Raw genomic sequence first — 26,668 nt, forward strand, 5'->3', positions numbered from 1 at the left:
GCCTCTCGGCACCCCCCTCTGCCCTGCCGGGCATCTCCCCCACAAGGGGGGAGAGCGGATTGCGGCCGGGGCCGCTGCTCCGCCCCGTCCTCCCCCGCCTGGGGGCAGGTATCGCGGCCTCTGCCCACAATGGAGAGAGAACGATAGGAGAAACGCCATGACGATGAACATCGGGGAAGCCTCGTCCGCTTCGGGCGTGTCGGCGAAGATGATCCGCTACTACGAGGAGATCGGGCTGATTGCGCCGGCGGGGCGGACGGCCTCGAATTACCGGTTTTACGATGCCGACAGCGTCAACCGGTTGCGCTTCGTGCGGCGGGCGCGAAGCCTGGGCTTCTCGCTCGAGGAGACCGAGCGGCTCCTGAAACTCTGGGACGACAAGGCGCGGGCGAGTGCCGAGGTGAAGGCGCTGGCGCTTGATCATGTCGAGGAGCTCGACCGCAAGATTGCCGAGATGCAGGCGATGCGCGACACGCTCTCCCATCTTGCCGAACGCTGCCACGGCGACGACAGGCCGAACTGCCCGATCCTGGCCGATCTCGAAGGCCGGCCGCTGCGGCAAAAAACCGCCGCGAAAGAGGCCCGTGGAGGCTGTTGCGGGGATTGACCTTGCCCCCGTGGGAAGGTGCAGAAAGGAAGCCAGAGCTGCGGCTGACGGCCGCCGGCAACACGGAAGGATAACACCATGATCGGACAGACGGTTTTCAAGATCGAGGACATGACCTGCGGCCATTGCGAGAAGACCGTGGTCAAGGCGCTTGCCGAGGTTCTGCCGGGCAAGGCGGTCACCATCGATCTCGCCGCCCGCAAGGCCTTCGTCGAAGGCGATGCGGCTCTTGCCGAACAGGCGATCCGCGAGGCGGGCTATACGCCGGTGCGGGAAGTGTGAGGGAATAGGCAGTAGCCGATAGCCGATAGCCAATAGCCAGTAGGGAGTAGGGTTGGTCCGCAGCAGAATCCAAGCACTGCGCGGGGTTGCCACGTGCCCCCGGAACCATTCCAATCTCTCTGCCTACTGCCTACTGCCTACTGCCTACTGCCTACTGCCTACTGCCTACTACCTCCTGCCGCCCTTGCAATCCCCGCAAGCCTCAATATATATGAAGTATCGTATATATTTTTGGAGGCAGAGCCGTGAGCAAGGACTACATCGCCATCACCAAGGAAATCTCGAGCGGAATCAAGATCCTGCGCAAGGACATTCCGGACGTGATGCAGGGTTTCTCCGCCATGGCGGGCGCTGCCACCAAGGACGGCGCGCTGTCGAAGAAGGTGAAGGAACTGGTGGCGCTCGGCATTGCCATCTCTACCCGCTGCGACGGCTGCATCGGGTTTCACACCGAAGCCCTGATCAAGCTCGGCACCACCAAGGCGGAATTCGAGGAGACGCTCGGACTTGCCGTCTATATGGGCGGTGGCCCCTCGCTGATGTATGCCGGCCATGCCATGGCCGCCTGGGAGCAGTTCGGCGGGCCGGACGCCTGAAAAGGAAATAGAGTGGTGCTCCCGTGATGATCTGCGGGGGCCTCCGGCCGGCGCGGTCGGCCCTGCAATTTTCCCTGAAAATGTACGGGATATTCGCATTTGCGTTACCTAAATTAGCGAAATATTTGTAAGCCTGACCGATGATTGTTCCCTAGAGCTGCTGTGGGGGCGGCCGGACAGGGAATGACAGGAATTGAGTGACGCGGATGTGGGCGCCGGACCCTCGGGAGCAAGGGGCCGGATGGACTGTATGTTGCGCATGCCGCCCGAAGTGGAGCGCGCCGAGGAGCGGGATTTCGGCGCCGAGCGGATCCGGCATCTGCGCCATGCCATCATCGTCGGCCTGATCGTCTACAACATCTACAATCTGACCAGCCTGCACCTGATGGCGGATATCCAGCCCTTCACGGTGGCGATGCGCCTGCTCGTGCTGGTGCCGGGCTCGCTGGCGATCTTCTACCTCGTGCCGCGCGTGCCGCCGGCCTTGCGCGAACTGCTCCTGCTCGGCGGCATGTTCGTCGCAAGCCTTTTGCCGCTCTACCTCCTCTACATCTCGCAATCGGCCTATGCGAGCTATACGCTGGGCGAGCTGCCGCTCGTGCTTCTCTTCGGCAACATGTTGCTTGTTTTGCGGTTTCGCCTTGCGCTGATCTTCACCAGCGTCACCTCTCTGGCCGCTCTTTGGGTGATCCACTACAAGCCGGACTTCGACCCGAACCTCGTCTTTCCCCTGACCGTGCAGGTGGTGACCGGCCTCTTCTTCACGCTCTACGGCAACTGGCATGTCGAGAGACAGCGCTGTCTCACCTATCTCGCCCGGTATGATGCGCAAAACCGCGCCGACCGGGCCGAACGCCGGGGCGACGCGCTGCGCGACCTGACGCTGACCGACATGCTGACCGGCATCCCGAACCGCCGGCATCTCGACGAGACGCTGCATGCCTGGCTGGAGCGGGACGGCGAGGTTCTGCTGATGATGGTCGATGTCGACCACTTCAAGGCCTTCAACGACCGTTTCGGCCATGTTGCGGGCGACGATTGCCTGCGCCGGATCGCCGAAGCCCTCTCGACCTTCGCCGCCCGCCATGACGGCTTTGCCGCCCGCTACGGCGGCGAGGAATTCACGCTTCTGTTCGGAAGCGAAGCCGCCGCCGGCGGCCCGTTCATCGCCGACCGGCTGGTGCGCAGCATCCGCGATCTCGCCATCCCGCATCCTGCCCGCACAGACGGCCTGACCCATGTCACCGTCTCCGCCGGCTACGCCGCCACGGGCGAGGGCGGCGTGCGGGAGGCGCGCGATCTCGTGACCCGGGCGGATCTCGCGCTTTACGAGGCGAAGAGCGCCGGGCGGAACAGGTCGAGGGCGGGGTGAGGATGGTCGGTAAGGTGTGCCTTAACGGAACGGCACGCCTCTATTAGAAAATCTGAAGTTGAGGCGTCCTACGATGTTGTAGCGCGCGATTTTGAAATTCTCGTTGGCTTCCGGCGTACTTCGGGTAGAATTTCTGAAAGTCTCCGAGGCTGAGATATTCTACGAGGCAAAGGGCCAAGACGCGAGCCGCCTTTAATGTGTTTTCTCACGCTATGAGTATTGTCCATAGCGAACCGCAGTGCGTCAAGCACCTGCGCCATATCGAGGTGTAAATCGTTCAGCTGCTTTAATGTTACCCACTGCATTACTCGCCTTTTTGATTTTTTAGTCAGCCTCTCTACAATTAGTCCACCATCTGAGCGTTGATGTATGAGGCCATGCGCCAGAAAATTTCGATTATCTCGGCAAGCAAGGAAATCCTTGCGTAAGTCTACACAGTGCTGCTTGAAGCGCTTATTCCGGTTTTCAATAAGGAGGTAGCTTATGAGCAAGTCAATTTTCGCCTCACCTCCGAGAGTTTCTACCAAATCGTACCCAACCGGATGCGAGGCTAGGTACGCATGTAGAGTGGCTTCAATCAGGTTCTCGATCTTTGCCCAGCCAACAATCAGCAATCCAATGAAGTATATTCCAGCATGATCTCCGGGTATATTTACCTCGTCTCTCTTGGTGGTCATATTCTGAATCGCCCCTTATGTTGGATCGAATTCAAAGTTACCTAGTGTTTTTTCAACGGTCCATAATAAGTTTACAGTACACCTCTAAGTGGGAGTTTGTTTTTTTTGATCGCTCTATCTAGTGCATTTGTCGATGTAACCGCCAAATTTGATGCGGCAGGTATATCGCCTCGGCGTTCGATGGTCTCAAAGGCAAAGTCGAATCTTGCAGAAGGAGGTAGTAATTACCTCCCCCTTCTGCTGTGCTGGGCATCTCCCCCTCAATGAGGCAGATCGGATTTCATCTGCCTCTCACTTCGCAATAGGAAAATAATCCTTGACAGTGTGACGGTCATTCGCTAGGGTTTTGGCATGATCGGAAAGCTGTGGCCTTGAAGGCCGGGGCGCTTCCGGAAGAGGTTTCGGTAAGGGTCCGCTTGGCGGGCCCTTCTTTCGTTTCGGAGGCGGCCATGCTGGACGGGGATAAGTGCGGCGAGGCGCTGCCTGATGTCATCGAGGTGAAGGCGGCGGGCGCTGGCGATCTGGAGCGGTTGCTGCAGGAATTCACCGCCGAGATGCGCGCCCAGTTCGACCTGTTTCGCCGCTTGCGGGCCGGCGCCGAGAGCCTGATCGACGGGGCCGACGAGGGGCTGGCGAAACTGGCACGCGCCGACATCAAGGCGGCGACCGATGCGATCGCGCTGATCGTGCGCACGCTGGAAAAGATCGATGCGCTGTTGCGCCAGCTGGAGCGCGATCGCTTGGACGCCGAGGAACGGCTGATGGAGGCGCGCGATCCGGAGGTCTTGCGCGGCGAGGTCGAGGCACTGATTGCGGCACGGGTCGAGGCGGAGCTGGCCGCACGACTGGATATGGCGGTGGCCGCGCGTATGGCGGAGGTTTCGGGATTGGCCGAGGGAAGGGGACCGCCACCCTCCCCTTGAGGGGGAGGGTCGGAGCGCAGCTCCGGGGTGGGGTGTTGGGGGCAGATTTGCCCCTGTTTGAGGGGAAGGACTCGCAGCCCGGGTCACCCCCACCCGCCGCTTTGCGGCGACCTCCCCCCTCAAGGGGGAGGTGGAATCCGCGGTTAGGGCATCGTCCCCTGTCCCCTTTGTGGCATGGGCTTCCGGGGATAGCTGCGATGAGGGGGAATCTGAGTTGATCGTTTCTCGCTAGATTTTGTTGATGGATTGCCAACTGAACGGATCCCCTCACCAACAAAATCTGAGGTTTAGCCCTGATAGGGCTAAGCCCTCTCATAGCCTTCGCGCGACGTCGCGCTCAGGCCTCCGTTCGCTGAAATCGATTCACCGGATCGATTTCTGGCCTTCGGCCACCGCTTCGAAGCCTCTCCCACAAGCGGGAGAGGTGTCGATCTGGCTGGCCGCGCGTTCCTTCTCCCCCCGCTGTGGGGGAGAAAGCGAAATCGAAGGTTTAGGCGAGCGCAAGCCGCCTAAACTTCAGATTTCGCAAGTGAGGGGATCGGTTACAGGCACCGGACCAAACGGACGCTTCGAGGCCCGCTGGCGCGGGCACCTCAGCATGAGGGCGGAGTGAGACCTTACGTTGTTTTGCATAACCGCCGGGGAGGCTGCCGATGACGCCGAAATCCCTTGGGCGGCGGATGAGGGATCGGGTGATCGAGACGGAACGGGCTGCGTCCCTTGTGATCGGCGAGACGGCGGTGGAAGCCGAGGCGCTGGCCGGGAATGGCAGGAGGACCATGGCCGCTTTCGAGACTGTTTCCACGACCATTGCGCCCGAAACCTGGGCGGCGGCGGGGCTTGATGCTCCTGATGCTGAGATACGGCATCGGGCGCGGGATATGAGGATGGCGGCAGGGGCGGTCGGGGATGGTGCAGGTGTCGCCGCCCGCCCAGATGGACCGCTCGACCTCGCAACGCTGCCCCCTGCCGATCTCGCCTTTCTCGCCCGCGACTGGAAGCTTCTGGCGCGGCCCGAGCAATGGCCGCCGGAGGGGGACTGGCGAAGCTGGCTGATCCTCGGCGGGCGCGGATCGGGCAAGACGCGGGCAGGCGCCGAATGGGTGCAGGCGCAGGTGCTGGCGGCGGGCAGAAGGACGGATCTGCGCATTGCGCTGGTGGCGGAAACGCTGGGCGATGCGCGGGAGGTGATGATTGACGGCGCCTCGGGGCTTTCGCGGATTGCCAGGCGCATGCGGCCGGAGGTGGAGATTTCGCGGCGGCGGCTGGTTTGGCCGAACGGGGCGATTGCGCAGATCTTTTCCTCCGAAGATCCCGAAAGCCTGCGCGGGCCGCAGTTTCATCTCGCCTGGTGCGACGAGCTCGCCAAATGGAAGCACGCCGAGGAGACCTTCGACATGCTGCAGTTTGCGCTGCGGCTCGGCGAAAACCCGCGCCAGGTGGTGACCACGACGCCGCGGCCTGTGCCGCTGTTGAAGCGGTTGATGGCGGACGAGGCGACGCGGCTGACGCGGATGGCGACGGCGGCCAATGCGGCGCATCTGGCGCCGGGTTTTCTGGAGGCGCTCGCTGCCCGCTATGGGGGCACGCGGCTCGGGCGGCAGGAGCTGGATGGCGAGCTGATCGAGGACCGGCCGGATGCGCTTTGGAAGCGCGCGCGGCTCGATGAGATCGTGGTGAAACTGGCCGAACCCTTGCGGCGCATCGTCGTGGCGGTCGATCCGCCGGCGGGTGGGGTGTCCGCCTGCTGCGGGATCGTGGTGGCGGGGCTGAAGGAGAATGGCCAGGCGGTGGTGCTGGCGGATTGTTCGGTGGAGGGGGCTGCCCCGGCAGGCTGGGCCCGGGCGGTGGTTTCCGCCTACAGGCGGTTCGAGGCCGACCGGGTGGTGGCCGAGGTGAACCAGGGCGGCGACATGGTGCGCGCGGTGCTGGAAGGCATCGAGGCGCGGCTGCCGGTGACGACGGTCCGGGCGACGCGCGGCAAGTTTTTGCGCGCCGAGCCTGTGGCGGCACTTTACGAGCAGGGCCGGGTTCTGCATGCGGGGCGGTTCGTCGAGCTCGAGGATCAGATGTGTGACTTCGGGCCGGAGGGATTGTCGAACGGGCGCTCGCCGGACCGGCTGGACGCGCTGGTCTGGGCGCTGACGGCGCTGATGCTGGAGGGCGGTGGCGAGCCACGGATACGGGGGGTGTGAGACCCCTCATGCTGAGGTGTTCGCACGCAGTGCGGACCTCGAAGCATCCGGCCCGCGTGAGGTTGGCCTCGACCCTTCGAGGCCCTCGCAGAGCGAGGGCTCCTCAGGGTGAGGGGCGAAAGAGCATGCGGCCTTCGCCCCTCATCCCCCTGCCGGGACCTTCTCCCCGTGAACGGGGAGAAGGCGGATCCGGCCGCCGGCTGCGCCTCCTTCTCCCCGCTTGCGGGGAGAAGGTGCCCGAAGGGCGGATGAGGGGCATTGGCCAGCAAACAAAAACCGGCGCCCTCTCAGGCGCCGGTTGATCATGCAATGCGGTGGATCGGTTTACTTGACCGACGGGGTCGGCTGGGATGGCTGGCGGACCTGGCGCCATTCGTTTTCGAGGCGCTGCAGGACATGGGCCGGGATCGTGGCCGGGGCGGCGGTCTTGGGCGAAGTGGTGGTCGTCGTCTGCATGTCTTCCCTCCTCATGCTGGAAGTGTCGGCTTCCAGAACGTCTGCGTGGGCGGAAAGTTCCACACTGTTAAAGCTTTGTAAATGTGAACGGAACGCGCTCTAAACGATTGAAATTTCTTCAATCGTTTTAGTTTTCAACTTTTTTTCCTGAAAGCTCTCGAGTGCCTGGCGGCCGAGGGCGGCCACCGTCTCCGAAACGAGGATCTGATCATGCGGATCGACCGGCGAATCGTCTTCGCGGGGCTGCGCCATGCCGTCTTCGGCGGGCGGTTGACCCAGGGGCAGGTGGAGGGGATCGAGGCGGTGCTGACGCGCTTTTGCGCCCGCGGCTGGGCCGATCCGCGCTGGCTCGCCTATATGCTGGCAACCGCACATCACGAGACGGCCGGCACGATGCAGGCGGTCCGCGAGACGCTGGCTGCGACCGACGAGGAGGCCGTGGCGCGGCTGGAGCGGGCCTGGCGCGGTGGCAAGCTGCCGACGGTAAAGACACCTTATTGGCGGCGGGATGCCGAGGGGCGGAGCTATTATGGGCGGGGGCTGGTGCAGATCACCCATCGCGAGAATTACGCCAAGATGAGCCGGGTGACCGGGCTCGATCTTGTGGCAGAGCCGGATCTGGCCCTCAGATTGGACGTCTCCGCGACCATTCTGGTGGTCGGCATGACCGAGGGGCTGTTTTCGGGCGCAAGGCTTTCCGACTTCTTCTCCGGCACCACGGCGGACTGGACGGGCGCGCGAAAAATCGTCAACGGCACGGATCGGGCGAAGAAGATCGCGGTGACGGCAAGGAGCTTCGACGCGGCCATCCGCGCCGGGCTGGTGGTGTGAGCGGGCGCATTGAGCGGTGGCGCCGGCGGTGCTATCGGCTGTTGCGCTGCAACAGCTCTTGAAGGTGCCCCATGATCCGTCACATCGTCTTCTTCACTGTGAGCCCCGAACATCTCAAGGCGGTCCGGGCGGGGCTGTCGATCCTGACGGAAATCCCGAGTGCTGCGCGGCTGGAGATCGGCACCAATGTGAAGACCGACGGCTTTCACCGCAGCATCGACCTCGTGGTTTACGGCGAATTCGAGGATGAGAGAGCCCTTGCCGCCTACAAGGCGCATCCGCTCTATGAGGAGAGCATCCGCCGGGTGAAGCCGCTGCGCGAGGAGCGGTTTGCGGCGGATTATGTGGTGGAGGATGCGGTGCGAGGGCGGGTGTGAGTGGCCTCTCAGGCCGGGTTTAGCAAGGGCTCCAATCGGTCTGCAAGAAGGGACGGATCGTCCGTTCCGATGATCAGCGCCTCGATCACATATTTCAGCTGCTCCTGCTGTTCTACATCGAGAACCAGATTGTAGCCGTTGATGGCGATGAAATAGCGACCCGAAAGCCAGGCTGTCCGCTTGTTGCCCTGCTCGAAGGCATGTGCCTTGCCGATTGCCTGGACAAGGCAACTGGCGAGCCAGGAGACGGAGGATATCTGGCGATACTCTGCCTGGAACCGCGGACGGTGCAGCGCACCTTCGAGGGCGAGGCGGTCGCGCAGATAGTGGTTCTCCGAAGTGCCGCGAAGCAAACGTCTGTTGATCGCAATCACATCCTCGATTGCAATCCAGAGGGGTTCGCTCATGTGGTCACTTGGCCAAATGATCCAAGATGATCTTGTCGGTCACGAGCAGGTCTTCGACGAAATCGTCGACCTCCGGAGGATTTGACACCGGCTTAGCAGCCTTTGCCAGCTGTGCGCCGGGTACGACAGCCGCCTGCGCCCGGTCAGCGCCGGGTCCGGCATCGATCTTGTTCGTTTTCGAGCGCGGGGTCATGGGAGAAATATAGAGTACCTTCGAGTTTATTGCCAGATGCGGCGTGGCGGAGGTGGAGCTTGGGCTGCCCCTGCGGCAGGCGATTTGCGGAGCAGCGGGGCGCCCGGTTCAGCTCTGCTTCAGCACGACTTGGCCGAGATCCGCAGCATGGGCCTCAAGGGCCGCCATTGCTTCCGGCCAGATGGTCGCGTCGATATTGAGGGCGGTTCTCAGCCAGGCGAGCGTCATGCGTTGGGTGACGGCGAGGCGTTCGGGATCTTCGTCGTCGGTTTCCCTGGCGTCGTAACCGGCGATGCCGCCGAGGCCGTGTTTGCCTCTGAAGAGGGTCAGCAGCGCTTCGGCGCCCGGGGCGTGGCGATAGGGATCGACATGCCAGTCAGCGCCGCGGGGTGTCAGATGCGGATTGTCGTCGGCATCACCGGCAACAACCAGGGTGCGGGTCGTGAGCGTCGAGAAATCCGGGTTGAGCGTGGTGTAGTTCTTGCGGGCGTGATCGCTGAGGCTGTCGCCGCCGAGGCCGGGGGCGGCGAGAAGCACGCCGGCCTTGATGCGCGGCTCCGGATGGCGGACGCGGGTGACGGCCGGGTCGGCGGTGTCGGTAAGGCCGGCGCCGAGCAGCATGCCGACGGTCTGGCCGCCGAGGGAATGGCCGATCGCCGCGATGCGGTCATGGTCGAGCCGGCCGGCCAGTATGGGCGCGGCCTCTTCGATGGCGGCCAAATTGTCGAGGATCAACCTCATGTCGTCGAGCCGCGACTGCCAGAAGAAGGGATAGCCGGGTGCTGCCTCGCCCAGGCCCGCGACCTTGGAATTGGCATGGGTCGGCTGGATGACGATGAAGCCATGAGCGGCGTAGAAATCGACAAGCGGGCCATAGCCATCCTTCGAAGGAATATAGAGCGAGGGGCCGTGTCCATGCGAGAGCAGGATGATCGGGAGATCGCCTCCGGTCATGGGGGCGGTGACGCGCAGCTCCAGGGGGCGGCCGCGGTCCGGCGCGGGCAGGGTGATCGGGTTGATGGTGATGGTGGTTTGCGGCGCGAGCGAGGGAATGGCGCGGGCCTTGGTGACGAGATTATTCATGGGAAGCCTCCGGGGACTGGATTTCGAGGGGCGATCGGGCTAGGGATTAATCGGAACACTGTTCCGAATGCTGGATGGATATACGGAACGAAGTTCCGTTTAGCAAGGGCTGCGCGAAATTTTGGCGTGCGGCAGGAGAATGCGCATGGGCGATGAGGCCGAGAACCACCAGGAAAGCGCGCCGCAGGAGGAGATGCCGCGGGTGCGCGCCGATGCGCGGCGCAACGAAGATGCGCTGCTGGAGGCGGCCAAGGCGATCTTTTCGGAAAGCGGCGTCGACGCCCCGGCACGCGAGATAGCAAGCCGCGCCGGCGTCGGCGTCGGCACGCTCTATCGCCGCTTCCCGAGCCGCGCGGAGCTGGTGATCGCTGTCTTCAAGCGCGAGGTCGATACTTGCACGGCGGAGGCGGCCGTGCTGGCCGAAAACCACCCGGCCGGCGAGGCGCTCACCCTGTGGCTGCGCCGCTATACGAAGTTCATTGCGACGAAGCGGGGTCTGGCCCAGGCCCTGCATTCCGGCGATCCGGCCTTTCAGGGTCTGCCCGACTATTTCCGTCAGAATTTCGAGCCGGCACTGACACGGCTCTTGGACGCCGCCGTTGAGGCGGGTGTGGTTCGGCCCGGAATCGAGCCGTATGAACTGCTGCGCGCCATCGGCAACCTGGCGTCGATCAAGACTGCGGCCCCGGACGGGGAGACGCCCGTGATGGTCGAGCTTCTGATCGATGGTTTGCGGTTTGGCGCTGGCAAGGACATGGCTGGCTGAAGCAGCCAGATGAAGCTGAGAATGTGCACAGACGAGGCCCGGGCCGACCTTTGATGGCCGCCCGATCCGTTTTTCATTCCTGTCGAGGAACAGATCCCATGAAACTTCCCTTCCGTCTGCCCTGGGCTGAAGCCCGGGATCGAGCCGCCATGCCTGAGGAGAAGGCGCTCACTCCCCGTCCGGGAACGGCGCTGGCGCTGATTGCCGGCGAAGGCGAGGCCCGGTGGACGGGGAGGTCCTATGCGGCGCTGGCGCGCGAGGGCTTCATGAAGAACCCGGTGGCGCATCGCTGCGTGCGGCTGGTGTCGGAGGCGGCCGCGAGTATCGCCTTCCTTGCTTATCAGCGGGAGACGGAGCGGCCGGAGCATCCGGCGCTAACGCTTCTCGCCAGGCCGAACGGGGCGATGACGGGGGCGGATTTTCTGGAAACGCTCTACGGGCAGCTGCTGCTTTCGGGCAATGCCTATGTGGAGGCAGTGGCGGCCGGTGGGCGCGGTTCGGAGCGGGCGGCGGAGCTGCATCTGCTGCGGCCGGATCGGGTGAGCGTGGTGACAGGCGCCGATGGCTGGCCGTCGGCCTATGACTATCGCGCCGGCACCAGGGCCAGGCGGATTGCGTTGGACGGGCTCTTGCATCTCAAACTCTTTCACCCGCTCGACGATCACGAGGGCTTTGCGCCGCTCGCGGCAGCGCAAGTTGCGCTTGATCTGCACAATGCGGCGGGGCGCTGGAACAAGGCGCTCTTGGACAATTCGGCACGGCCTTCCGGTGCGCTGGTCTATCAGCCGAAGGAGGGCGGCAATCTCTCCGCCGACCAGTATCAGCGGCTGAAGACCGAGCTCGACGAGGGCTATTCCGGCCCGATGCGGGCAGGGCGACCGCTGCTGCTCGAGGGCGGGCTCGACTGGAAGTCGATGGGGCTGTCGCCCAAGGACATGGATTTCGTCGAGGCGAAGAACGGCGCTGCCCGCGACATCGCGCTCGCCTTCGGCGTGCCGCCCATGCTGCTCGGCATTCCCGGCGACAACACCTATGCCAATTACCAGGAGGCCAACCGCGCCTTCTATCGCCTGACCGTGCTGCCGCTCGTGACGCGAACCGGGGCATCGCTCTCGGTGTTTCTGGGCGAGCTGACGGGCGAGGCGGTGAGGCTGGTGCCGGATCTGGATACTGTGGCGGGCTTGGCAGCGGAACGGGATGCGCTCTGGGCGCGCGTCGGCGCGGCGGCGTTTTTGACGGACGAGGAGAAGCGGGAGGCGGTGGGGTATTGAGGGGCTCTTTACCTCTCCCCCCCTGTGGGAGAGGTTACAAAATCGAGGGCTTGAGAGCGATCAGGGCTAAACTTCAGATTTTGTTGGTGAGGGGACCGGTAAAGATGGCACCTGGGTTGGGGCGCGCGCGCCACTCTGCTGGACGGAAGGGTGGGGTGTCACGGGCGCAGTGGCAACTGAACGGATCCCCTCACTTGCGAAATCTGAAGTTTAGGCGGCTTGCGCTCCCCTAAGCCTTCGATTTCGCTTTCTCCCCCACAATGGGGGGAGAGGGAGCGGGCCGCACAGCACTGCGCCTATTGCTGCTTAACGAGTTTAGATCCTTCAGCCCTTGTCGTTTTCGCCCGTTGACGGCGCCGGCGAGAGCAACAGTGGCGCGACAGAAAGCCGGCGGCTGATCATAGCGAGCGCGGTACGACGCAGGGTATGCAGGCGATGGCCGAGTGCGGTCATCTCCGCTTCGAGTTTGATGTCGCAGGCTTGAGCACCCTTGCGGCCGTAGAAGACATAGGCGAGCGCGATCGACAGCATGGCCATGAGACCGGCGGCGATCAGCACGTCGGAGAGGAAATGCGCGCCAAACGCGATGCGGTTGAGCGCGGTCAGCGCGGCAAACAGGCTGAGCAGCACGAAGACGCAGCGCCGCCAGACAACAGGCACGAAGAAGGCGAGCGGGACGAGGCAGACGACGACCGCGGCCTCGCCCGAGACGAAGGAACGATCGTCGAAGAAATCGCCGCCGAAGGCCCAGGCATGCACGAAGAGATCGTCTCCGCCGAAGTCGATGGTGCTGCGCGGGCGCGGACGGTCGAAGATCGGCTTGAAGATGCCGTTCACCAGAAGTGCCGGGCCGAGCAGGAAGAGACTTGCGAAATAGAGCGTGAAACGTGGCGGGAAAAGCGACGGCCGCGAGGGATAGATGAGTTTCAGCACCAGGCCGAAGACGAGCACGATGGTGAGCGTCAGCGGGAAATACTGGCCGAAGGCGCGGAAGGTGTTGAGCGCGGTCATCTTGCTCGCCGGAAAGCCTCGGCCTTCGACATAGAACAATCGGCTGACGGCGATGTCGATCTGCGGGAAGGTGACGAAGATTGCCGACAAGGTCAGCGTGACGAGCAGCGCAATGAGAAGCGGTTTTTCCTGGAAGGTGCCGCGCGGCGCGCGCACATCCTGCGTGACATAGACCATGACCATCCCCCGATGTCCTTGAACCCATGCCTTTGATCGCCCGGCAGGATGAAAGCCGTATGACGATTGCATTGTGGTTTTGTGGCAAAGGGCGGGACGACCGGCCACTTCCAGTTCTGCTTGAAGGAGCTGAATCGGTCTGTGAAGGCCCGGCGCCAAGCGATTCACCAGACTCAACAATCGGGTGACGCGGGAAGGGCCTCGCAGACGACGGATGATGGGAAAAGAGACGCCGGCCGCAGCCTTTTCGGGCGGGATCGTACCGGCCGGCGTCGATCCAGAAGCTAACCGCGAAAGATGAACAAATGACTGATCTCGGCCATGACGGCGGAGTGACTTCCGCACGTCTGATCGGTGCTGTCGCGGGCTCCGCGATTTCGCTGGTCTACCTGCTTCCCAAGCATCGCCGCGAGGCGGCGGTGCGCTTCCTGACCGGGGTCGCCTGCGGGCTGATCTTCGGCGGCCCGACGGGTGTCTGGGGCGCGACGCGGCTTGGTCTGGAGGGTCGGCTGTCGCCTTCGGAGGTGATGCTAGCCGGCGCCACGCTTGCCTCCTTCACCGCCTGGTGGGGGCTGGGGCTGCTGGTGCGGCTGACCGGCCGGGCGGGGGAGAAGGTGCGATGACATGGCGGCTTCCGTATGGAGAACAGCCCCTCATCCGGCTGCCGCCACCTTCTCCCCGCAGGCGGGGAGAAGGGCATCGAGGCCGGCGTCTTGCCTCCTTCTCCCCGTTCTCGGGGAGAAGGTCCCGGCAGGGGGATGAGGGGCAATCCCAAGGGCATCTTTCTTCCAAACGGGATCACCCCCACCCGCCGCTTTGCGGCGACCTCCCCCCTCAAGGGGGAGGTGGGTGCCAGCACAATCAACATCACGAGGAGACGGGCCCATGCAGGCTTTGGAAACGGAGGGTAGGCCGCGGTTTTGTTCTGCCGGGCTGACGCTGAAGGGCGTGGCGGGCGACGGGCGGTTTTCGGGTTATGCAAGCCTGTTCGGCGAGGTGGATCTCGGGCGCGATGCGATCGAGCCGGGGGCCTTTGCCGCGTCGCTTGCAAAGCGCGGGGCAGGCGGCGTGCGCATGCTCTACCAGCATGATCCGGCCGAGGTGATCGGCCGCTGGACTGATATCCGCGAGGATGAGCGCGGGCTTTATGTCGAGGGCAAGCTTGCCACCGATGTGGCCCGTGCCCGCGAGGTGCATGCGCTGATGAAAGCGGGTGCGCTCGACGGGCTGTCGATCGGCTTTCGGGCGGTGAAATCCCGCAGCGATCGCAAGAGCGGCGTGCGGCGCATTCTGGAGGCCGATCTCTGGGAGATCTCGGTGGTGACCTTTCCCATGCTGCCGACGGCCAGGGTCTCCAATGTCAAGCACAGGCGGTTTTACCGCGACAGGGAAACCGAGCTTGTCCGGCTGATGCGCCGGGCGGCCCGGTCGATGGCGAACAATCACTTCATGAAAGGATGAGCGACATGGAAGAGGCGATGACGGCAGGTGAGGGCATGATGGAGGCGGTGGGCAAGAATGCCACCGCTGCGGGCGGGGCAGGCGGCAGGCGCGGCAAAGGCGGGCCGGCAAGGCTGGCGCCGGAGGTAAAGGCGGCGCCCGATACGGTGACGGCGGCCTTTGCCGAATTCATGACGGCCTTCGAGGCGTTCAAGGAGGCCAATGACGAGCGGCTGGGCGAGATCGAGGAGAAGCTGTCGAGCGATGTCGTGACTCGCGACAAGGTGGAGCGCATCAATAAGGCGATCGACGAGCAGAGCCGGCTGCTCGACGAGATCGTCTTGAAGAAGCGCCGTCCGGCGCTGGAACGGCCCGGCCGCGACGAGGCGGGGCTTGCCGAACACAAGGCGGCCTTCGAGGCCTATGTGCGCCGCGGCGACGACCAGGCGCTGCGCGATCTCGACGAGAAGGCGCTGTCGGCGGGCGTTTCCGGCGATGGCGGTTATCTGGTGCCGCCGCAGGTGGACGAGGAGATCGGGCGGAGGCTGCGGGTCATCTCGCCGATCCGGTCGCTCGCGACCGTGCGGCAGGTCTCCGGTTCGGTCCTGAAGAAGCCGTTTGCTGCCTCGGGCTTTGCGAGCGGCTGGGTGGCCGAGACTGCAGCGCGGACCCAGACCGGCACGCCGGAACTCTCCGAACTCGCCTTCCCGACCATGGAGCTCTATGCCATGCCGGCGGCAACGCAGGCGCTGCTCGACGATGCCGCCGTCGACATCGAGGCCTGGATCGCGGCCGAAGTCGACATCGCCTTCGCCGAACAGGAGGGTGAGGCCTTCGTGTCGGGTGATGGCGTGCTGAAGCCGAAGGGGTTCCTCGCCTATGACCAGATCGACGACGCCGCCTGGGAATGGGGCAAGATCGGCACGGTTGCCACCGGCGCGGCCGGGGCCTTCGCGGCAAGCGGGGCCTCCGACGTGCTGATCAACGTGGTCTATGCGCTGAAGGCGGGGCACCGCCAGAACGGCAGCTTCGTGATGAGCCGACGGACGCAAGGGGCGGTGCGCAAGCTGAAGGATGCCGACGGCAACTATCTCTGGGCACCGCCGGCACGCGCCGGTGACCCTGCCTCGCTGATGGGCTTCCCGGTGGCGGAATCCGAGGACATGCCTGACATCGCGGCCAATGCGACGGCAATCGCCTTTGGTGATTTCCGGGCGGGGTATCTGGTCGTCGATCGGGTGGGCGTGCGGGTGCTGCGCGATCCCTATTCGGCCAAGCCTTATGTGCTGTTCTACACGACCAAGCGCGTCGGCGGCGGCGTGCAGGACTTCGAGGCGATCAAGCTGGTGAAGTTCGGGGTGTGAGCGTTTGACCCTCCCCTCGAGGGGGAGGGTCGGAGCGTAGCTCCGGGGTGGGGTGAAACCGCGCCGGACTGGGGCCCGGTCACCCCCACCCGCCGCTTTGCGGCGACCTGCCCCCTCAAGGGGGAGGTGAGGTGGTGGCCGCCCTTGCTTTGCCATTTCGCCCCTCATCCGCCTGCCGGCACCTTCTCCCCGCAGGCGGGGAGAAGAGCGAATGCGGCTGGCGGCGGCGCCTCCTTCTCCCCGTTCACGGGGAGAAGGTGCCCGAAGGGCGGATGAGGGGCAGTCACCTAGGACATCAGCGTATTCTCAAACTGTAGGACACCCTCATGACCATCATCGAACTCACTTCACCTGCGGTGGAGCCGCTGACGCTTGTCGAGGTCAGGGCGCATCTCAGGCTCGAGACGGAGGAGGAAGACGCGCTGCTTGCAGCACTCGCCATCGTCGCGCGCGAGCATCTGGAGCGCGAGACGGGGCTGGTTCTGGCGGCGCGGGATTTCAGGCTGTGTCTCGACGACTGGCCGGCGGATGGGATCGCGATGATCCCGCGTGGGCCGGTCAGGGCAGTGTCTTCGGTGACGGTTTACGATGGCGAGGGTGAGCCGCAGGCGGTGGATATTGCCGGGCATCTGCTCGATGGCGAGGCCCGTCCGGCAAGGCTCTGGCTGCGCGCGGTGCCGGAGCCGGGACGGGCGATGAACGGGATCGAGGTGGAGTTTTCTGCCGGCTTTGGCGAGAGCGGCGCGGATGTGCCGGAGACGCTGAAGCGGGCGATGTTGCTGCATGTCGCGGCGATGTTTGCGACCCGCGGCGTGGTTGCGGCCGAGGCCCAGCCTGCGGTGGTGCCGCCAGGCTATGACCGGCTGATTGCGCCCTTCTGCCGGCGGGGGCTCTGACCATGGCGCTTCTGGATATCGATGCCGGTCGGCTGACAGCGCGGCTGGTGCTGGAACGGCCGGAGGCGGTTGAGGACGGCCAGGGCGGGGCGGTGGCGGGGTTCGTTGAAGTCGCTCGCGTCTGGGCGCTCATCGAACCGAAGGTCTTTGGTGAGGCGGAGAAGGGGCCGGGGCTTGTGTCGGAGGTGACGCATCATGTGACGATCAGGGCACGGAGCGATCTCGTCGCCGGCCAGCGGTTTCGCAAGGGGACGCGCATGTTCGACATCCTGGCCGTGCGCGACCCCGATGAGACGGGGCGGTTTCAGGTCGCGCTCTGCCGCGAGGTGACGGGATGACCCGGGCGCGGGAGGGGGCCGCGCTGGAGGAGACCGGGATGCTGCTCGGCGACTTGCTGCGACGCGCGCTGCGGAAGCGGCTGGCGCGGCGGCCGGAGCAGGGTGGATCGGCGGAGAATGATCTCCCGTCCGTGGAACGGGACCACACAGGGCGCGGTGACGCGGCGAGCGGACAAGCCATTTCGGATCGTTGAGCGACGGCGCAGGCAACGGGGTCTTGTCACTCTGTGCGGCCCCTGAAGCGCGCACAGTCGAACGCAATTCAAGACGGGAAGTGTGAAACATGACCAATGCAGTCAATGCCTTGCTGGCGGCGCTTCAACAGGCGGTGAAGGCGGATGCGGATCTGATGGCGGTGCTGGGACCGCAGGGGATCCCCGATCGGACGGTTCGGCCGCAGCGCTTTCCGGCCGTGATTGTCGGCTTGGTCGAGGCGCGGGATTTTTCCACCGGCGAGGCGGAAGGGGCGGAGATCCTGCTGACGCTTGAGGCCTGGAGCGCGGTGTCGCGCCGCGAGGCCGAAGCGCTGGTCGCTGAGGTCCGGCGGGTGGCGCACGGTTTGCCGGAGACCATGGACGGGTTCCGGCTGGTCAATTTCCGCCACCGGCGTACGGTCAGCCGACGCGAGGTGAAGGCCGGACTGTTTGTCGCGGAGGCGAGCTTTCGGGCGGTGGTGGAGTGAGGGCTGGCTCGTTGGCGTTGAGGCGGCGGCTCTGGAAACGCACCGGACATTGAGTTATGTTTTCTGAGGGTTTCAATGGGCTTCACATATGGGTGTGATCGCGCAAAGCATGAACGGACGTGTGGCGGATCCGGAGAGGTTTCCGGAGCTCAGAACGCTGCTCGCGCGCATCCATGCGGCTTGTGACCCGATCGAGGTGATCCTTTATGGCAGTCGGGCGCGCGGTGAGGCGACAGCACAGAGCGACTGGGACCTGAAGGTTATCGTCGCCGACGAGGCGCCGGAAAGCTTGCTGTCTCCGTTGTTCGGCTGGTCTCTGCAGGAGGGCTCGGGTGTTCATGCGGACGTGTCCGTGGCGCGTCTTTCGGACTTTGAAGCCGATTTGAACGTCGCGAATTCGGCGGCCAGCCATGTCGCCGACGACGGCATTCTGCTTGTCCGCTGAACTGCATATCGCCAACGCCTTGCGTCTGGCCCGGGACGACCTGGAGGCGGCCCATCTGCTTTTTCAGGCTGACAATCGCAACGACGCCTACCACGCACAGCAGGCGGCAGAGAAGATGCTGCTTGCGCTGCTGACCTCCGAGGGTATTCGTGCCGAGCGCCGGGATGCCCATCGCATCGACGTCTTGCGGGACCTGCTGCCGGACGCTGATCCGTTCAAATCACGCTTCTCGAAACTCACCTATCTCACCGTCTTTGCAACGACTTACCGTTATCCCAAGGATGCCGGCCGGATCCCCATGCGAGCGGAACGCGATCAGCTGGAGGAGGCTTTGACCCTGCTGGAGCAGATCCTGATCGATCTGGCTGAGCATTTTGGCGTCGAGCTTGTCGCTTCCGATCGCTTGCCGGCGGCGCGGGTCACGCCGCCCCGGCGTTAAGCTTCCACCCGCCCCCGCCTTGCAATCACCGCCAGCGCCAGGATCGCCGCGAAGCCCGTGGCGGCAAGCAGAGTGGCGAGGACGAGGCCGGCATGGATGCCGGCGCGGTCGATGACGGCGGTCATCAGCACGGGGGCGGTGGCGTTGGCGAGGTTTTGCGGAAGGGAGAGGCGGGCCGATTGGCGGGCGAAGCGGCTGGCCGAGAAGAAGGCGAGCGGCATCGTGGCCCGTGCCAGCGCGCTGACGCCGGAGCCGAATCCGTAGAGCGCGGTGAAGATGAGCAGGCTCGACGGCGTGCCGGAAAAGAAGATCAGCATGAGCGTCGAGGCGGTCAGCATGGCGCCGCCGGCAAGCCCCGTGGTGACGGGCGAGGAGCGCTTGCCGAGCACCAGATCGAAGGCGCGGGCGGAAATGCCGAAGACGGCGCGCAGCGATCCAAGCTGGAGCGCGAGCGCCGGCGTGGCGCCGGAGAGTTCGAGAATATGCAGGAGCTGTGGCGAGAGCCCGAAGGTCATCAGGCTCGAGAGCGAGCTCGACAGGGCGATCAGCAGGAAGGCGGCAAGCGCCATGCGGTGGCTCAGGGCGAGCGGCTCGATCGCATCGGCGGCGCGGTCTTCCTCCGAGCGGGTGATGGCGATGCGTCCGACGGCGAGATGCACGGGCAATGCGATGAAGACCTGGGCGGCGGCGGCGGCGAGAAGTACACCGCGCCAGCCGAAGGCTTCGCCGGCGAGCGTCAGCAGCGGCCAGCAGACGGCCGAGGAAAGGCCGGTGAAGATCATTAGGATGCCGATCGCGCGGCGGGCCCCGTGACCTTCGCGTTCGACGACGGCGGCGAAGGCCGGCACGGTGAGCGCGAAGGAGCCGCCGGCCCCGAGGATGAGCCAGGCGATGGCATAGGTGACGAGGCCAGTGGAGAGCGAAAGGGCGATGAGGCCCGCGGCCATCAGGACGGACCCCATGGCGAGCACGCGGGACGCCCCGTGGCGGCCGATCATCCGGCCGGTCCAGGGTCCGAGAAAGGCCATGGTCAGCATCATCACGGTGAGCCCGGCAAAGGCCATCTCATTGGCGAGCCCGAGTTCGGCGGCCATGGCACGCCCGAAGACCGCCGGCATTTCATAGGTCGTGCCCCAGCCGAGGATCTGCGAGACCGCGAGCGCGGCGACGAGGAGAGTACGGGAGAGGTTCATGCGGAGACTCGAGACGGGGAGAGGCGAAGCGGCGGGTGGCTTCTTCTAGGCCGGTTGCCGGGTGGGCGATAGGGCGAAATCTTGTGGGGGGGCAGCACCTCTGCCTGGACCTCATGCTGAGGTGCCCGAGCAGGGCGAGGGCCTCGAAGCATCCATCTGTTTTCAAGCTCTGGTGGCCTCGACCCTTCGAGGCCCGGCTAAGCCGGGCACCTCAGGGTGAGGGGACATGCATGCGTTCGCCGCGACCCTGCCTTTAAGGGAGGGTCGGACCGCAGGTCCGGGGTAGGGTGATCGCTCCCGAAAGTATCCGCGCTTGACGCTGGTCACCCCCACCCTCCGCTTTGCGGCGACCTCCCCCCCTCAAGGGGGAGGTGGGTGGCGGACCCGAGCGTCTCGTCCCGGCAGCAGTCAGCATTCACATCATCAAGGAGAGACGCCATGGGCGCGCAGAAGGGCAAGGATCTCTTGCTGAAGGTCGAGGATGGGGCAGGATTTGTCACGGTGGCGGGATTGCGGGCGAAGCGGCTCTCGTTCAATGCGCAATCCGTCGATGTGACCGACAGCGAAAGTGTCGGGCGCTGGCGGGAGCTGCTGGAAGGAGCCGGTGTCCGGCGGGCGGGGCTGACCGGCTCGGGCCTGTTCAAGGACGCGGCGTCCGATGCGCTTATCCGGGCGGCGTTCTTTGGCGGGTCGATCCTGACCTATCAGGTGGTGATCCCGGATTTCGGCACGGTAACGGCGCCGTTTCAGGTGACCGCGCTCGACTATGCCGGCAATCACGACGGCGAGGTAACCTTCGAGATCGCGCTGGAATCGGCCGGTGCCGTTTCCTTCGCGGCGCTGTGAGGCGGCCATGCGGGGATATGGCGCAGAGGAACGGGCGGAGCCGATGACGGTGAGCCGCGCCAACCGCCATCGCGGCGAGGTCGAGGCGGTAATTGATGGCGAGCGGCGGATCCTGTGCCTGACGCTCGGCGCCCTGGCCGAACTGGAAACGGCCTTCGGAGCGGAGAGTCTGACCGATCTTGCCGCACGCTTTGCCGGCGGCAGGCTGAAGAGCGCGGATCTCACGCGCATTCTGGCCTGCGGCTTGCGTGGCGGCGGAAACCGGCTGTCGGATGCCGATGTGGCCGAGATGGCCGTCGAGGGCGGGGTGGCGGGTGCGGCAAAGGTGGTCGGCGAGCTGCTCGCGGTGACCTTCGGCGCGCCGATGGTTGAAGCCGGCCTGGACACGTCGAGACCGGGCGAGGGTCGCACCTCCCCTTGAGGGCCGCAGGCGGGCAAGAGATCAGGCGCGACGTGCGGCCCTTCCCCTGGGAAAGCGCCATGACGCTTGGGCTCTCCCGCCTGCGGCTTTCACCCGAAGTGTTCTGGCGCCTGAGCCTGCCCGAATTGGCGGCGATGGCGGGGGCGTTTGCTGACCAGAGCGGGCTGACGCGGCGCGAGGTCGAGACGTTGATGCGGAGGTTTCCGGATTGAACGTGGGCGTGGGTAACGTCAGGAATGAACCTAGGCGCTGATCGTGGACCGGCGGCCCATGGCGATGGTTCACCCCACCCGCGCGTTCCGCGCGACCTCCCCCCTCAAGGGGGAGATGGGTGGCACGAGCACCGGGGTCGCCTCGGGGTTAGGAGGACTGAGCGGCGAGCAGGTTGTGCAATGCAGTCAGTCGTTGAACGAAGGCCGGATAGGCACGCTGGAGCCGCTGCACGTTGTCGACGACCTTCTCGGGCCTGAGGTCGAAGCCGTATTTGTGACGGACGAGGTGACGAAAGCCCTTGAGCTCGGTCAGATCGATATGCAGATCTGGCGGCAACAGCGCTGGCCTGCGGCCTGAAATCTCCGAGGCCATCTGGTCGAGGACATCCTGGTGAATCGTCGGCCCTGAGGGTGCAGATCCGTCGAGATCACGGGCAAGGCTCATGAGGATGTCCTCGATCCCGTTATAGACATTGTGCACGCCGAGCGAAGCCGCCGAGACGGCACCCCAATCCCCATCATCAACATCCTGGCGGTGGCGATCGAAGAAGTCTGCGAGCTGACCGAGTTCGCGTTCGCATCGCTCGAGCCTCGGCGACAGCCTGGAGAATTCAGCCAGCGTGAACGGCGTCATGCAGGAGCTCTTCTACCCGGGCAGGGTCAAGATCGGTTTCGAAGATGAGGTCATAGTCGATGTCGGCTCCCCGCAAGTGGGATGCGACGAGCTGTTCGGCGCGCAGACGGCGCACGGGGTCGAGCCTTCCACGCACCAAGAGGTCCACATCCGAATGGAGCCGGAATTCGCCGCGCGCGAGGGACCCGACGGGGGTGATCTCGAAGTCTTGCCTAGCTGCGTCGAGCACAATCTCGTTGACCAGACGCTGCGCAAGCGCGCGTCGAGGTTCGAGCCTTTCGGCAATCAGCCTTTGCATCTGGTTCATCGGTCGTTCTCCTAGCATCACCCTAGCGCAAGCAAGACCGTGCCGGAAGTCGCCTTCGTTTCTCCAGTCTCCTCGATGCTGGAGAGCCGCCTTCCACCTTCATGAAAGGAACATCCCATGACCGATGACGATGTGCTTGACCTGTTTGTCGATCTCGATGCGGGCGCGGCGCTGGCCGTGCTGGAGGATCTCGAAAGCCGGTCCGCGAGCTTTGGTCGGGCGCTGACGTCCGCTTTGCGCGGTGCGACCACGGGCGGCAAGGGGCTGGAGGAGGTCTTGCGCAGCGTTGGCATGCGGCTGACCGACATTGCCCTCTCGGCAGGGTTGAAGCCGCTGGAAGGGCTGCTGGGAGACGCCGCCGAAAGCGTGATCGGCAGCCTGAGCGCCGGTTTCGACCGGATTTCGGGCGCCGGCGTGACGGCCTATGCGGCGGGCGGCGTGCCAGGGCGGGTCATGCCCTTTGCCGAAGGGGGCGTGGTCGCGGCGCCGACCTATTTTCCGATGTCCGGCGGAATGGGCCTGATGGGCGAGGCAGGCGCTGAGGCGATCCTGCCTCTGAAGCGAGGGGCCGACGGCGCGCTCGGCGTGGCGGCGGAGGGCGGCGGCGGGACCACGGTCATCCATTTCCAGGTGACGGCAAGCGATGCCGCAAGTTTTGCGAGAAGCGAGGGCCAGATTACCGCCATGCTGGCGCGCTCGGTCGGGCGCGGGCGGCGGGGGCTTTGAGGTTGGCGGTAGGTGGTAGGTGGTAGGCAGTAGGCGCCAGGCAGTAGGGAATGGGGAAGCTAGTCCTTCGAGGCCCACGCGGGGCGCGGGCGCCTCAGGATGAGGGCGGTTGCGGCGGATGGGTGGTCACGGGTGATAGGTCCTGGACCAGATAATGTAACCAGCCAACTTATGAGACGACCTGTCTCAGGCGATGACGTCCAGATCCGTCTGACGAAACTCGTCGGCGGTGGCGAGGATCGGAACGCCGTGAAATTTGGCGCAGGCATAATGCAGGCAGTCGCCGAGGTTCAGGCCATGCCGGCCGCTGCGGTAGCGATCGGCGGCCAGAAGAGCGAGCCTCGTCGTCTCGGCGGCGGGTGGCAGATCACGGACGTCGATGCCGCGTGCATCGAGAAACTCGCGCACCAGATTTTCAACGGTCGGGATCGGCAGGTTGAACTTGTCAGGGCTGGCAAGGCCGAGCACGGTTTCAAGAACGGCCACCGGTGAGGTGAAGGGATCACTGGGTCCAGCCAGCGACTGCGATACGCGATCGGCTTCCGGCTCGTTCGACAGAAGCGCAATGATGGCGCATGCATCGACGAACATCAGCCCTTGTCCCACAGGGTATCGAAGGCCTGGCGGGGAAGCGGCTTCTGCGCTTGCTCCTCGAGCACCACCTGATGCTTGGCGCGGAGGCGGGCAGCCGTCTCGAGCGGCGTCTCGGCAAGGCTGCGCCGCTCGATCGCTTCGCGCATGGCGATGACGATGGCGTCGGTGATGCCGACGCCGGCCATCTGCGCGAACTGCCGTGTCAGCGCATCGGCCTCCGGATTGTTGACGTTGATGGCCATTTTGGCTCCATGTAGATTTTCTCGTCTCACAATGTAGATCAGGCTCGCCGTTTTTCCAAGGTTGCCCCGCTGGACGCTCGCGGGTTCCGGCGCGTACGCAGGCGGTTCTCCAACCAAATCCATCAGATGGAGGCATTCATGGCCTTTCATGAGCAGCGTTTTCCGCTGCGGCTGTCGCTGACATCGAGCGGTGGGCCGGGGCGGCAGACGGATATTGTGTCGCTGTCGAACGGGCGCGAGGCGCGCAATCGGCGCTGGCGGTTTTCCAGACGCCGCTACGATGTTGGGACGGCGGTGCGGTCGGTGGCCGATCTCTATGCTGTCTTGGAATTCTTCGAGGCGCGCGGCGGGCAGCTGCACGGCTTTCGCTTTCGCGATCCCGTCGATGGTTCCTCCGCGCGGCCGGGCGAGGCGGTGACGCCGCTCGACCAGTGGATCGGGACAGGCGACGGCGAGACCGCGGCGTTTCAGCTGGTGAAGGCCTATGGCGATGGCGCGGCGGTGGAGCGGCGGCCGGTGGTGAAGCCGGTGGCCGGGTCGGTGCGGATCGCGCGCGATGGTGTCGAACTGACCGAGGGGTTCACCTGCGATGCGGCGACCGGGATCGTGACGTTCGCGGCCGGGCATGTGCCGGGTGAGGGTGCCGAGATCCGGGCGGGCTTCGACTATGACGTGCCGGTGCGGTTCGACACCGACCGGATCGAGATCGATCTCGAAGCCTTTCGGGCCGGGCGCATTCCCTCCATTCCGCTGATCGAGGTGATCCCATGAAGCGACTTCCGCAAGCGCTGGCCGCGCATGTGGCGACCGGCGAGACGACGCTTTGCCGTGCCTGGCGGGTGACCTGCCGCGATGGCTTTCGGCTGGGCCTGACCGAGCACGACCAGCGGCTGGTCTTTGACGGCACGGTGTTCGAGCCGGGCACGGGGTTTGCCGCGACCGAGGCAAGCAGCGCCAGCGGGCTCGCCGCTCCCGGCGCGGAGGTGCGCGGCGGGTTTTCGAGCGAGGCGATCACGGAAGCCGATCTGGCCGCCGGGCGTTATGACGGGGCGCGGGTCGAGCTTTTTCTCGTCAACTGGCAGGCGCCGGAGGACCAGCATGTGCTGGTCACGGTGCAGGAGATCGGCGAGGTGAGCCGGGCGGGGCCGGGCTTTTCAGCCGAACTCCGGAGTTTTGCCCATCGCCTGCAACAGCCGGAGGGGCGGATCTACAACCGGCGCTGCGACGCCGATCTCGGTGATGCCAGGTGCCGGGTGAATATGGCGGTCGCGAACCGCCGCGTTTCGGCTGTGGTTGCGCAAGTGCTCGCGGCAGACCATGTGGCGGTGTCGGGGCTGCCGGATCTGGCCGAGGGGCATTTCCGGCTGGGCCATCTGCGCTTCGATGCCGGCCTGCTTGCCGGGCGGCGGGTGGCGATCGAGGAGAGCGGGGCGGCGGAAGGCGGGCTGGTGATGCTGAGGCTCTGGCTGCCACTGGAGGCGCGACCGGCAGCCGGCGATGCCGTGACGCTGACGGTCGGCTGCGACAAGAGTTTCGCCACCTGTCGAGAGAAGTTTGGCAACCAGCTGAATTTTCGCGGGTTTCCGCATATGCCGGGCAGCGACTTTGCCTATTCCTATGTCAGCGGCGACAGCACCCATGACGGCGGGGTGCTTTATCGGTGAGGCGCAGGCACCTCCCACCCGCCCTCGTCGTTCTGATGTCGCTTCGCTCCCACCTCAGGATGAGGGCTACCGCTCGGTCTGCTGGATCTATGCCTCTCAGAGCCGCTGCCTCATCCTGAGAAGCCCTGCGCAACCAGGGCCTCGAAGGATCCTATTTCGCATGTCCGAGCGTCAGAGCCCTCTCCGGGTCACCCCCACCCGCCGCTTTGCGGCGACGTCCCCCCTTCAAGGGGGAGATACGGGCGCTGGCGCCCGGCCCATCTTCCCCCAGCATGAAAGGACTACATCATGAAAATCATCTGCCCCGACGGAGACGGCTATTCCTACTATGTCCAGGCGGTCGACGAGACCCGGTATGCGCGGGTGAACGGCGTCGAGACATTTCTGGTGAAGGCCGGCGACTACTGGAACGGGCCTGACGGCAGCGATGCGCAGAACTATCGCGAGCGCTGCGAGGCGCGGGTGACGACGGAGGATGCGGTCGGCTCCACCTGGCGCTATGCCTTTCACCTGAAGATCCCGGAGAACTATCCGGAATTCAGCCCGAAGCAGACGCTCGGGCAATGGCATAACGGCTCCTATGACAGCGTCTTCAACCGTTACGAGGAAGGTGTCTTCACCATCTGCCTCAACAACAAGGAGACGGGCGTGTTCGACGAGACCGAGGTCACCGTCACCAAGGGCGTCTGGAACACCTTCAGCTATACCTTCACCTGGCACCCGACCGCCGGTGCCGTGGCAGCGTCAGTCAACGGGCGCACCGTGCTGCGGCGAAGCGGGTTTGCGCTTCTGCCGGCGGCGACGACCTCGGTCTATTTCAAGTATGGCATCTATCGCAACATGGCAGCGGGGCTCGTCGGGCCGGATCAGCAGGTGAGTTATCGCCGGGTAAGCCGGGCGGCGGTGTGAGGGGGTAGTGACTTGGTAACACCCTCCCCTCGAGGGGGAGGGTCGGACCGGAGGTCCGGGGTGGGGTGACGACCGCCTGCTCCTCAAGTTCA

At 64.9% G+C, this 26,668-nt stretch carries 36 protein-coding genes; 25 read left to right on the forward strand and 11 right to left on the reverse strand.

The annotated features are described in order from the left end of the window. The first annotated feature begins 163 nt into the window (after window positions 1-163). The 4 genes from cueR (at window position 164) to FAA86_RS04650 (ending at window position 2,857) form a co-directional block, all read left to right on the forward strand. Window positions 164-607 (forward strand): Cu(I)-responsive transcriptional regulator, encoded by a 444-nt coding sequence (gene cueR, locus FAA86_RS04635; RefSeq protein WP_136539007.1) that lies wholly within the window; start codon window positions 164-166, stop codon window positions 605-607. Between the two features lie 78 nt (window positions 608-685). Next, a complete protein-coding gene (locus FAA86_RS04640; protein ID WP_210309806.1) occupies window positions 686-889 on the forward strand; it encodes a heavy-metal-associated domain-containing protein in 204 nt (67 codons plus the stop codon). A 245-nt stretch (window positions 890-1,134) separates the two neighbouring features. Then, a complete protein-coding gene (locus FAA86_RS04645; RefSeq protein WP_136538578.1) occupies window positions 1,135-1,485 on the forward strand; it encodes a carboxymuconolactone decarboxylase family protein in 351 nt (116 codons plus the stop codon). A gap of 241 nt (window positions 1,486-1,726) precedes the next feature. Further along, window positions 1,727-2,857, forward strand: a complete 1,131-nt coding sequence (locus tag FAA86_RS04650) for a GGDEF domain-containing protein (RefSeq protein WP_136538579.1) — start codon at window positions 1,727-1,729, stop codon at window positions 2,855-2,857. 68 nt (window positions 2,858-2,925) lie between these two features. On the opposite strand, the gene FAA86_RS04655 is transcribed toward FAA86_RS04650, so the two are convergent. After that, on the reverse strand, window positions 2,926-3,534 hold the full coding sequence (locus FAA86_RS04655) for a hypothetical protein (RefSeq protein WP_136538580.1): 609 nt from the start codon (window positions 3,532-3,534) through the stop codon (window positions 2,926-2,928). 449 nt (window positions 3,535-3,983) lie between these two features. On the opposite strand from FAA86_RS04655, the gene FAA86_RS04660 reads away from it, so the two are divergent. Both FAA86_RS04660 and FAA86_RS04665 read left to right on the forward strand, forming a co-directional pair. Beyond that, the gene (locus FAA86_RS04660) at window positions 3,984-4,457 is read left to right on the forward strand and encodes a hypothetical protein (protein WP_136538581.1); all 474 of its coding nucleotides are present in this window, start codon (window positions 3,984-3,986) and stop codon (window positions 4,455-4,457) included. A gap of 779 nt (window positions 4,458-5,236) precedes the next feature. Next, entirely contained in the window at window positions 5,237-6,652 is a 1,416-nt protein-coding gene (locus FAA86_RS04665) for a DNA-packaging protein (RefSeq protein ID WP_377344400.1), read from the forward strand. Between the two features lie 324 nt (window positions 6,653-6,976). Here the strand turns inward: FAA86_RS04665 and FAA86_RS25085 are convergent, their stop codons facing one another. Further along, a complete protein-coding gene (locus tag FAA86_RS25085; protein WP_281281684.1) occupies window positions 6,977-7,108 on the reverse strand; it encodes a hypothetical protein in 132 nt (43 codons plus the stop codon). A gap of 210 nt (window positions 7,109-7,318) precedes the next feature. Between FAA86_RS25085 and FAA86_RS04670 the strand changes: the two genes are divergently transcribed. Both FAA86_RS04670 and FAA86_RS04675 read left to right on the forward strand, forming a co-directional pair. Continuing rightward, window positions 7,319-7,939, forward strand: coding sequence for a glycoside hydrolase family 19 protein (locus FAA86_RS04670; protein WP_136538582.1), 621 nt, complete (start codon window positions 7,319-7,321; stop codon window positions 7,937-7,939). Window positions 7,940-8,010: 71 nt separating this feature from the next. Continuing rightward, entirely contained in the window at window positions 8,011-8,316 is a 306-nt protein-coding gene (locus FAA86_RS04675; protein WP_136538583.1) for a Dabb family protein, read from the forward strand. An 8-nt stretch (window positions 8,317-8,324) separates the two neighbouring features. Here FAA86_RS04675 and FAA86_RS04680 read toward each other — a convergent pair whose 3' ends face one another. The 3 genes from FAA86_RS04680 to FAA86_RS04690 form a co-directional block, all read right to left on the reverse strand. Then, the gene (locus FAA86_RS04680; RefSeq protein WP_136538584.1) at window positions 8,325-8,723 is read right to left on the reverse strand and encodes a type II toxin-antitoxin system death-on-curing family toxin; all 399 of its coding nucleotides are present in this window, start codon (window positions 8,721-8,723) and stop codon (window positions 8,325-8,327) included. Between the two features lie 4 nt (window positions 8,724-8,727). After that, window positions 8,728-8,916: a hypothetical protein gene (locus tag FAA86_RS04685; protein ID WP_136538585.1), complete on the reverse strand. Its 189-nt coding sequence runs from the start codon at window positions 8,914-8,916 to the stop codon at window positions 8,728-8,730. A gap of 108 nt (window positions 8,917-9,024) precedes the next feature. After that, complete coding sequence (locus FAA86_RS04690; protein ID WP_136538586.1) at window positions 9,025-9,999, reverse strand: alpha/beta hydrolase family protein; 975 nt, start codon at window positions 9,997-9,999, stop codon at window positions 9,025-9,027. Window positions 10,000-10,138: 139 nt separating this feature from the next. Here FAA86_RS04690 and FAA86_RS04695 point away from each other — a divergent pair, with 139 nt between their 5' ends. Together FAA86_RS04695 and FAA86_RS04700 are read left to right on the forward strand one after the other, a co-directional pair. Next, entirely contained in the window at window positions 10,139-10,765 is a 627-nt protein-coding gene (locus FAA86_RS04695; RefSeq protein ID WP_136538587.1) for a TetR/AcrR family transcriptional regulator, read from the forward strand. A gap of 98 nt (window positions 10,766-10,863) precedes the next feature. Next, window positions 10,864-12,036, forward strand: coding sequence for a phage portal protein (locus tag FAA86_RS04700; protein ID WP_136538588.1), 1,173 nt, complete (start codon window positions 10,864-10,866; stop codon window positions 12,034-12,036). A gap of 324 nt (window positions 12,037-12,360) precedes the next feature. On the opposite strand, the gene FAA86_RS04705 is transcribed toward FAA86_RS04700, so the two are convergent. Further along, a complete protein-coding gene (locus FAA86_RS04705; protein WP_167494892.1) occupies window positions 12,361-13,230 on the reverse strand; it encodes a phosphatase PAP2 family protein in 870 nt (289 codons plus the stop codon). A 299-nt stretch (window positions 13,231-13,529) separates the two neighbouring features. Here FAA86_RS04705 and FAA86_RS04710 point away from each other — a divergent pair, with 299 nt between their 5' ends. The 8 genes from FAA86_RS04710 (at window position 13,530) to FAA86_RS04745 (ending at window position 18,828) form a co-directional block, all read left to right on the forward strand. After that, window positions 13,530-13,847, forward strand: coding sequence for a DUF6107 family protein (locus tag FAA86_RS04710; RefSeq protein WP_136538590.1), 318 nt, complete (start codon window positions 13,530-13,532; stop codon window positions 13,845-13,847). A 262-nt stretch (window positions 13,848-14,109) separates the two neighbouring features. Further along, a complete protein-coding gene (locus FAA86_RS04715) occupies window positions 14,110-14,685 on the forward strand; it encodes an HK97 family phage prohead protease (RefSeq protein WP_136538591.1) in 576 nt (191 codons plus the stop codon). Window positions 14,686-14,690: 5 nt separating this feature from the next. Beyond that, window positions 14,691-16,028, forward strand: coding sequence for a phage major capsid protein (locus tag FAA86_RS04720; protein ID WP_136538592.1), 1,338 nt, complete (start codon window positions 14,691-14,693; stop codon window positions 16,026-16,028). Between the two features lie 326 nt (window positions 16,029-16,354). Next, window positions 16,355-16,924 (forward strand): head-tail connector protein, encoded by a 570-nt coding sequence (locus tag FAA86_RS04725; RefSeq protein WP_136538593.1) that lies wholly within the window; start codon window positions 16,355-16,357, stop codon window positions 16,922-16,924. Window positions 16,925-16,926: 2 nt separating this feature from the next. Beyond that, window positions 16,927-17,262 carry a phage head closure protein gene (locus FAA86_RS04730; protein ID WP_136538594.1) on the forward strand — a complete coding sequence of 112 codons (336 nt, stop codon included), beginning with the start codon at window positions 16,927-16,929 and terminating at the stop codon, window positions 17,260-17,262. Window positions 17,263-17,545: 283 nt separating this feature from the next. Next, window positions 17,546-17,944 (forward strand): DUF3168 domain-containing protein, encoded by a 399-nt coding sequence (locus tag FAA86_RS04735; RefSeq protein WP_136538595.1) that lies wholly within the window; start codon window positions 17,546-17,548, stop codon window positions 17,942-17,944. 88 nt (window positions 17,945-18,032) lie between these two features. Then, complete coding sequence (locus tag FAA86_RS04740; protein WP_136538596.1) at window positions 18,033-18,389, forward strand: nucleotidyltransferase domain-containing protein; 357 nt, start codon at window positions 18,033-18,035, stop codon at window positions 18,387-18,389. Further along, complete coding sequence (locus FAA86_RS04745; protein WP_136538597.1) at window positions 18,355-18,828, forward strand: HEPN domain-containing protein; 474 nt, start codon at window positions 18,355-18,357, stop codon at window positions 18,826-18,828. The genes FAA86_RS04740 and FAA86_RS04745 overlap by 35 nt, the downstream gene beginning before the upstream one ends. Here FAA86_RS04745 and FAA86_RS04750 read toward each other — a convergent pair. Then, a complete protein-coding gene (locus tag FAA86_RS04750) occupies window positions 18,825-20,021 on the reverse strand; it encodes an MFS transporter (protein ID WP_136538598.1) in 1,197 nt (398 codons plus the stop codon). The genes FAA86_RS04745 and FAA86_RS04750 overlap by 4 nt on opposite strands. A 438-nt stretch (window positions 20,022-20,459) precedes the next feature. Between FAA86_RS04750 and FAA86_RS04755 the strand changes: the two genes are divergently transcribed. From FAA86_RS04755 to FAA86_RS04765, 3 genes are read left to right on the forward strand one after another with little or no spacing between them, the layout of a single operon-like run. Next, window positions 20,460-20,867 (forward strand): phage major tail protein, TP901-1 family, encoded by a 408-nt coding sequence (locus FAA86_RS04755; RefSeq protein WP_136538599.1) that lies wholly within the window; start codon window positions 20,460-20,462, stop codon window positions 20,865-20,867. Window positions 20,868-20,874: 7 nt separating this feature from the next. After that, window positions 20,875-21,288, forward strand: coding sequence for a gene transfer agent family protein (locus FAA86_RS04760; protein WP_136538600.1), 414 nt, complete (start codon window positions 20,875-20,877; stop codon window positions 21,286-21,288). A 59-nt stretch (window positions 21,289-21,347) separates the two neighbouring features. Next, complete coding sequence (locus FAA86_RS04765; RefSeq protein WP_136538601.1) at window positions 21,348-21,500, forward strand: phage tail assembly chaperone; 153 nt, start codon at window positions 21,348-21,350, stop codon at window positions 21,498-21,500. A 148-nt stretch (window positions 21,501-21,648) separates the two neighbouring features. Here FAA86_RS04765 and FAA86_RS24900 read toward each other — a convergent pair whose 3' ends face one another. Then, a complete protein-coding gene (locus FAA86_RS24900) occupies window positions 21,649-22,134 on the reverse strand; it encodes a DUF86 domain-containing protein (RefSeq protein ID WP_246035003.1) in 486 nt (161 codons plus the stop codon). Next, the gene (locus tag FAA86_RS04775; RefSeq protein ID WP_136538602.1) at window positions 22,112-22,441 is read right to left on the reverse strand and encodes a nucleotidyltransferase domain-containing protein; all 330 of its coding nucleotides are present in this window, start codon (window positions 22,439-22,441) and stop codon (window positions 22,112-22,114) included. The genes FAA86_RS24900 and FAA86_RS04775 overlap by 23 nt, the downstream gene beginning before the upstream one ends. A gap of 117 nt (window positions 22,442-22,558) precedes the next feature. Here FAA86_RS04775 and FAA86_RS04780 point away from each other — a divergent pair, with 117 nt between their 5' ends. Next, window positions 22,559-23,167, forward strand: a complete 609-nt coding sequence (locus FAA86_RS04780; RefSeq protein WP_136538603.1) for a phage tail tape measure protein — start codon at window positions 22,559-22,561, stop codon at window positions 23,165-23,167. Between the two features lie 186 nt (window positions 23,168-23,353). Here FAA86_RS04780 and FAA86_RS04785 read toward each other — a convergent pair whose 3' ends face one another. Both FAA86_RS04785 and FAA86_RS04790 read right to left on the reverse strand, forming a co-directional pair. Continuing rightward, window positions 23,354-23,758: a type II toxin-antitoxin system VapC family toxin gene (locus FAA86_RS04785; protein WP_136538604.1), complete on the reverse strand. Its 405-nt coding sequence runs from the start codon at window positions 23,756-23,758 to the stop codon at window positions 23,354-23,356. Continuing rightward, window positions 23,758-24,003, reverse strand: a complete 246-nt coding sequence (locus tag FAA86_RS04790) for a type II toxin-antitoxin system VapB family antitoxin (protein ID WP_136538605.1) — start codon at window positions 24,001-24,003, stop codon at window positions 23,758-23,760. The genes FAA86_RS04785 and FAA86_RS04790 overlap by 1 nt, the downstream gene beginning before the upstream one ends. Window positions 24,004-24,141: 138 nt before the next feature. Here FAA86_RS04790 and FAA86_RS04795 point away from each other — a divergent pair, with 138 nt between their 5' ends. The 3 genes from FAA86_RS04795 (at window position 24,142) to FAA86_RS04805 (ending at window position 26,576) form a co-directional block, all read left to right on the forward strand. Next, entirely contained in the window at window positions 24,142-24,774 is a 633-nt protein-coding gene (locus FAA86_RS04795) for a DUF2460 domain-containing protein (protein ID WP_136538606.1), read from the forward strand. Beyond that, entirely contained in the window at window positions 24,771-25,667 is an 897-nt protein-coding gene (locus FAA86_RS04800) for a DUF2163 domain-containing protein (RefSeq protein ID WP_136538607.1), read from the forward strand. Before FAA86_RS04795 ends, FAA86_RS04800 begins: the two co-directional genes overlap by 4 nt. Before the next feature lie 288 nt (window positions 25,668-25,955). Beyond that, window positions 25,956-26,576 carry a heparin lyase I family protein gene (locus FAA86_RS04805; protein WP_136538608.1) on the forward strand — a complete coding sequence of 207 codons (621 nt, stop codon included), beginning with the start codon at window positions 25,956-25,958 and terminating at the stop codon, window positions 26,574-26,576. The last annotated feature ends 92 nt before the right edge of the window (window positions 26,577-26,668 follow it).

This window comes from Rhizobium rosettiformans W3 (assembly GCF_004912135.1).
Taxonomy (GTDB): domain Bacteria; phylum Pseudomonadota; class Alphaproteobacteria; order Rhizobiales; family Rhizobiaceae; genus Allorhizobium; species Allorhizobium rosettiformans.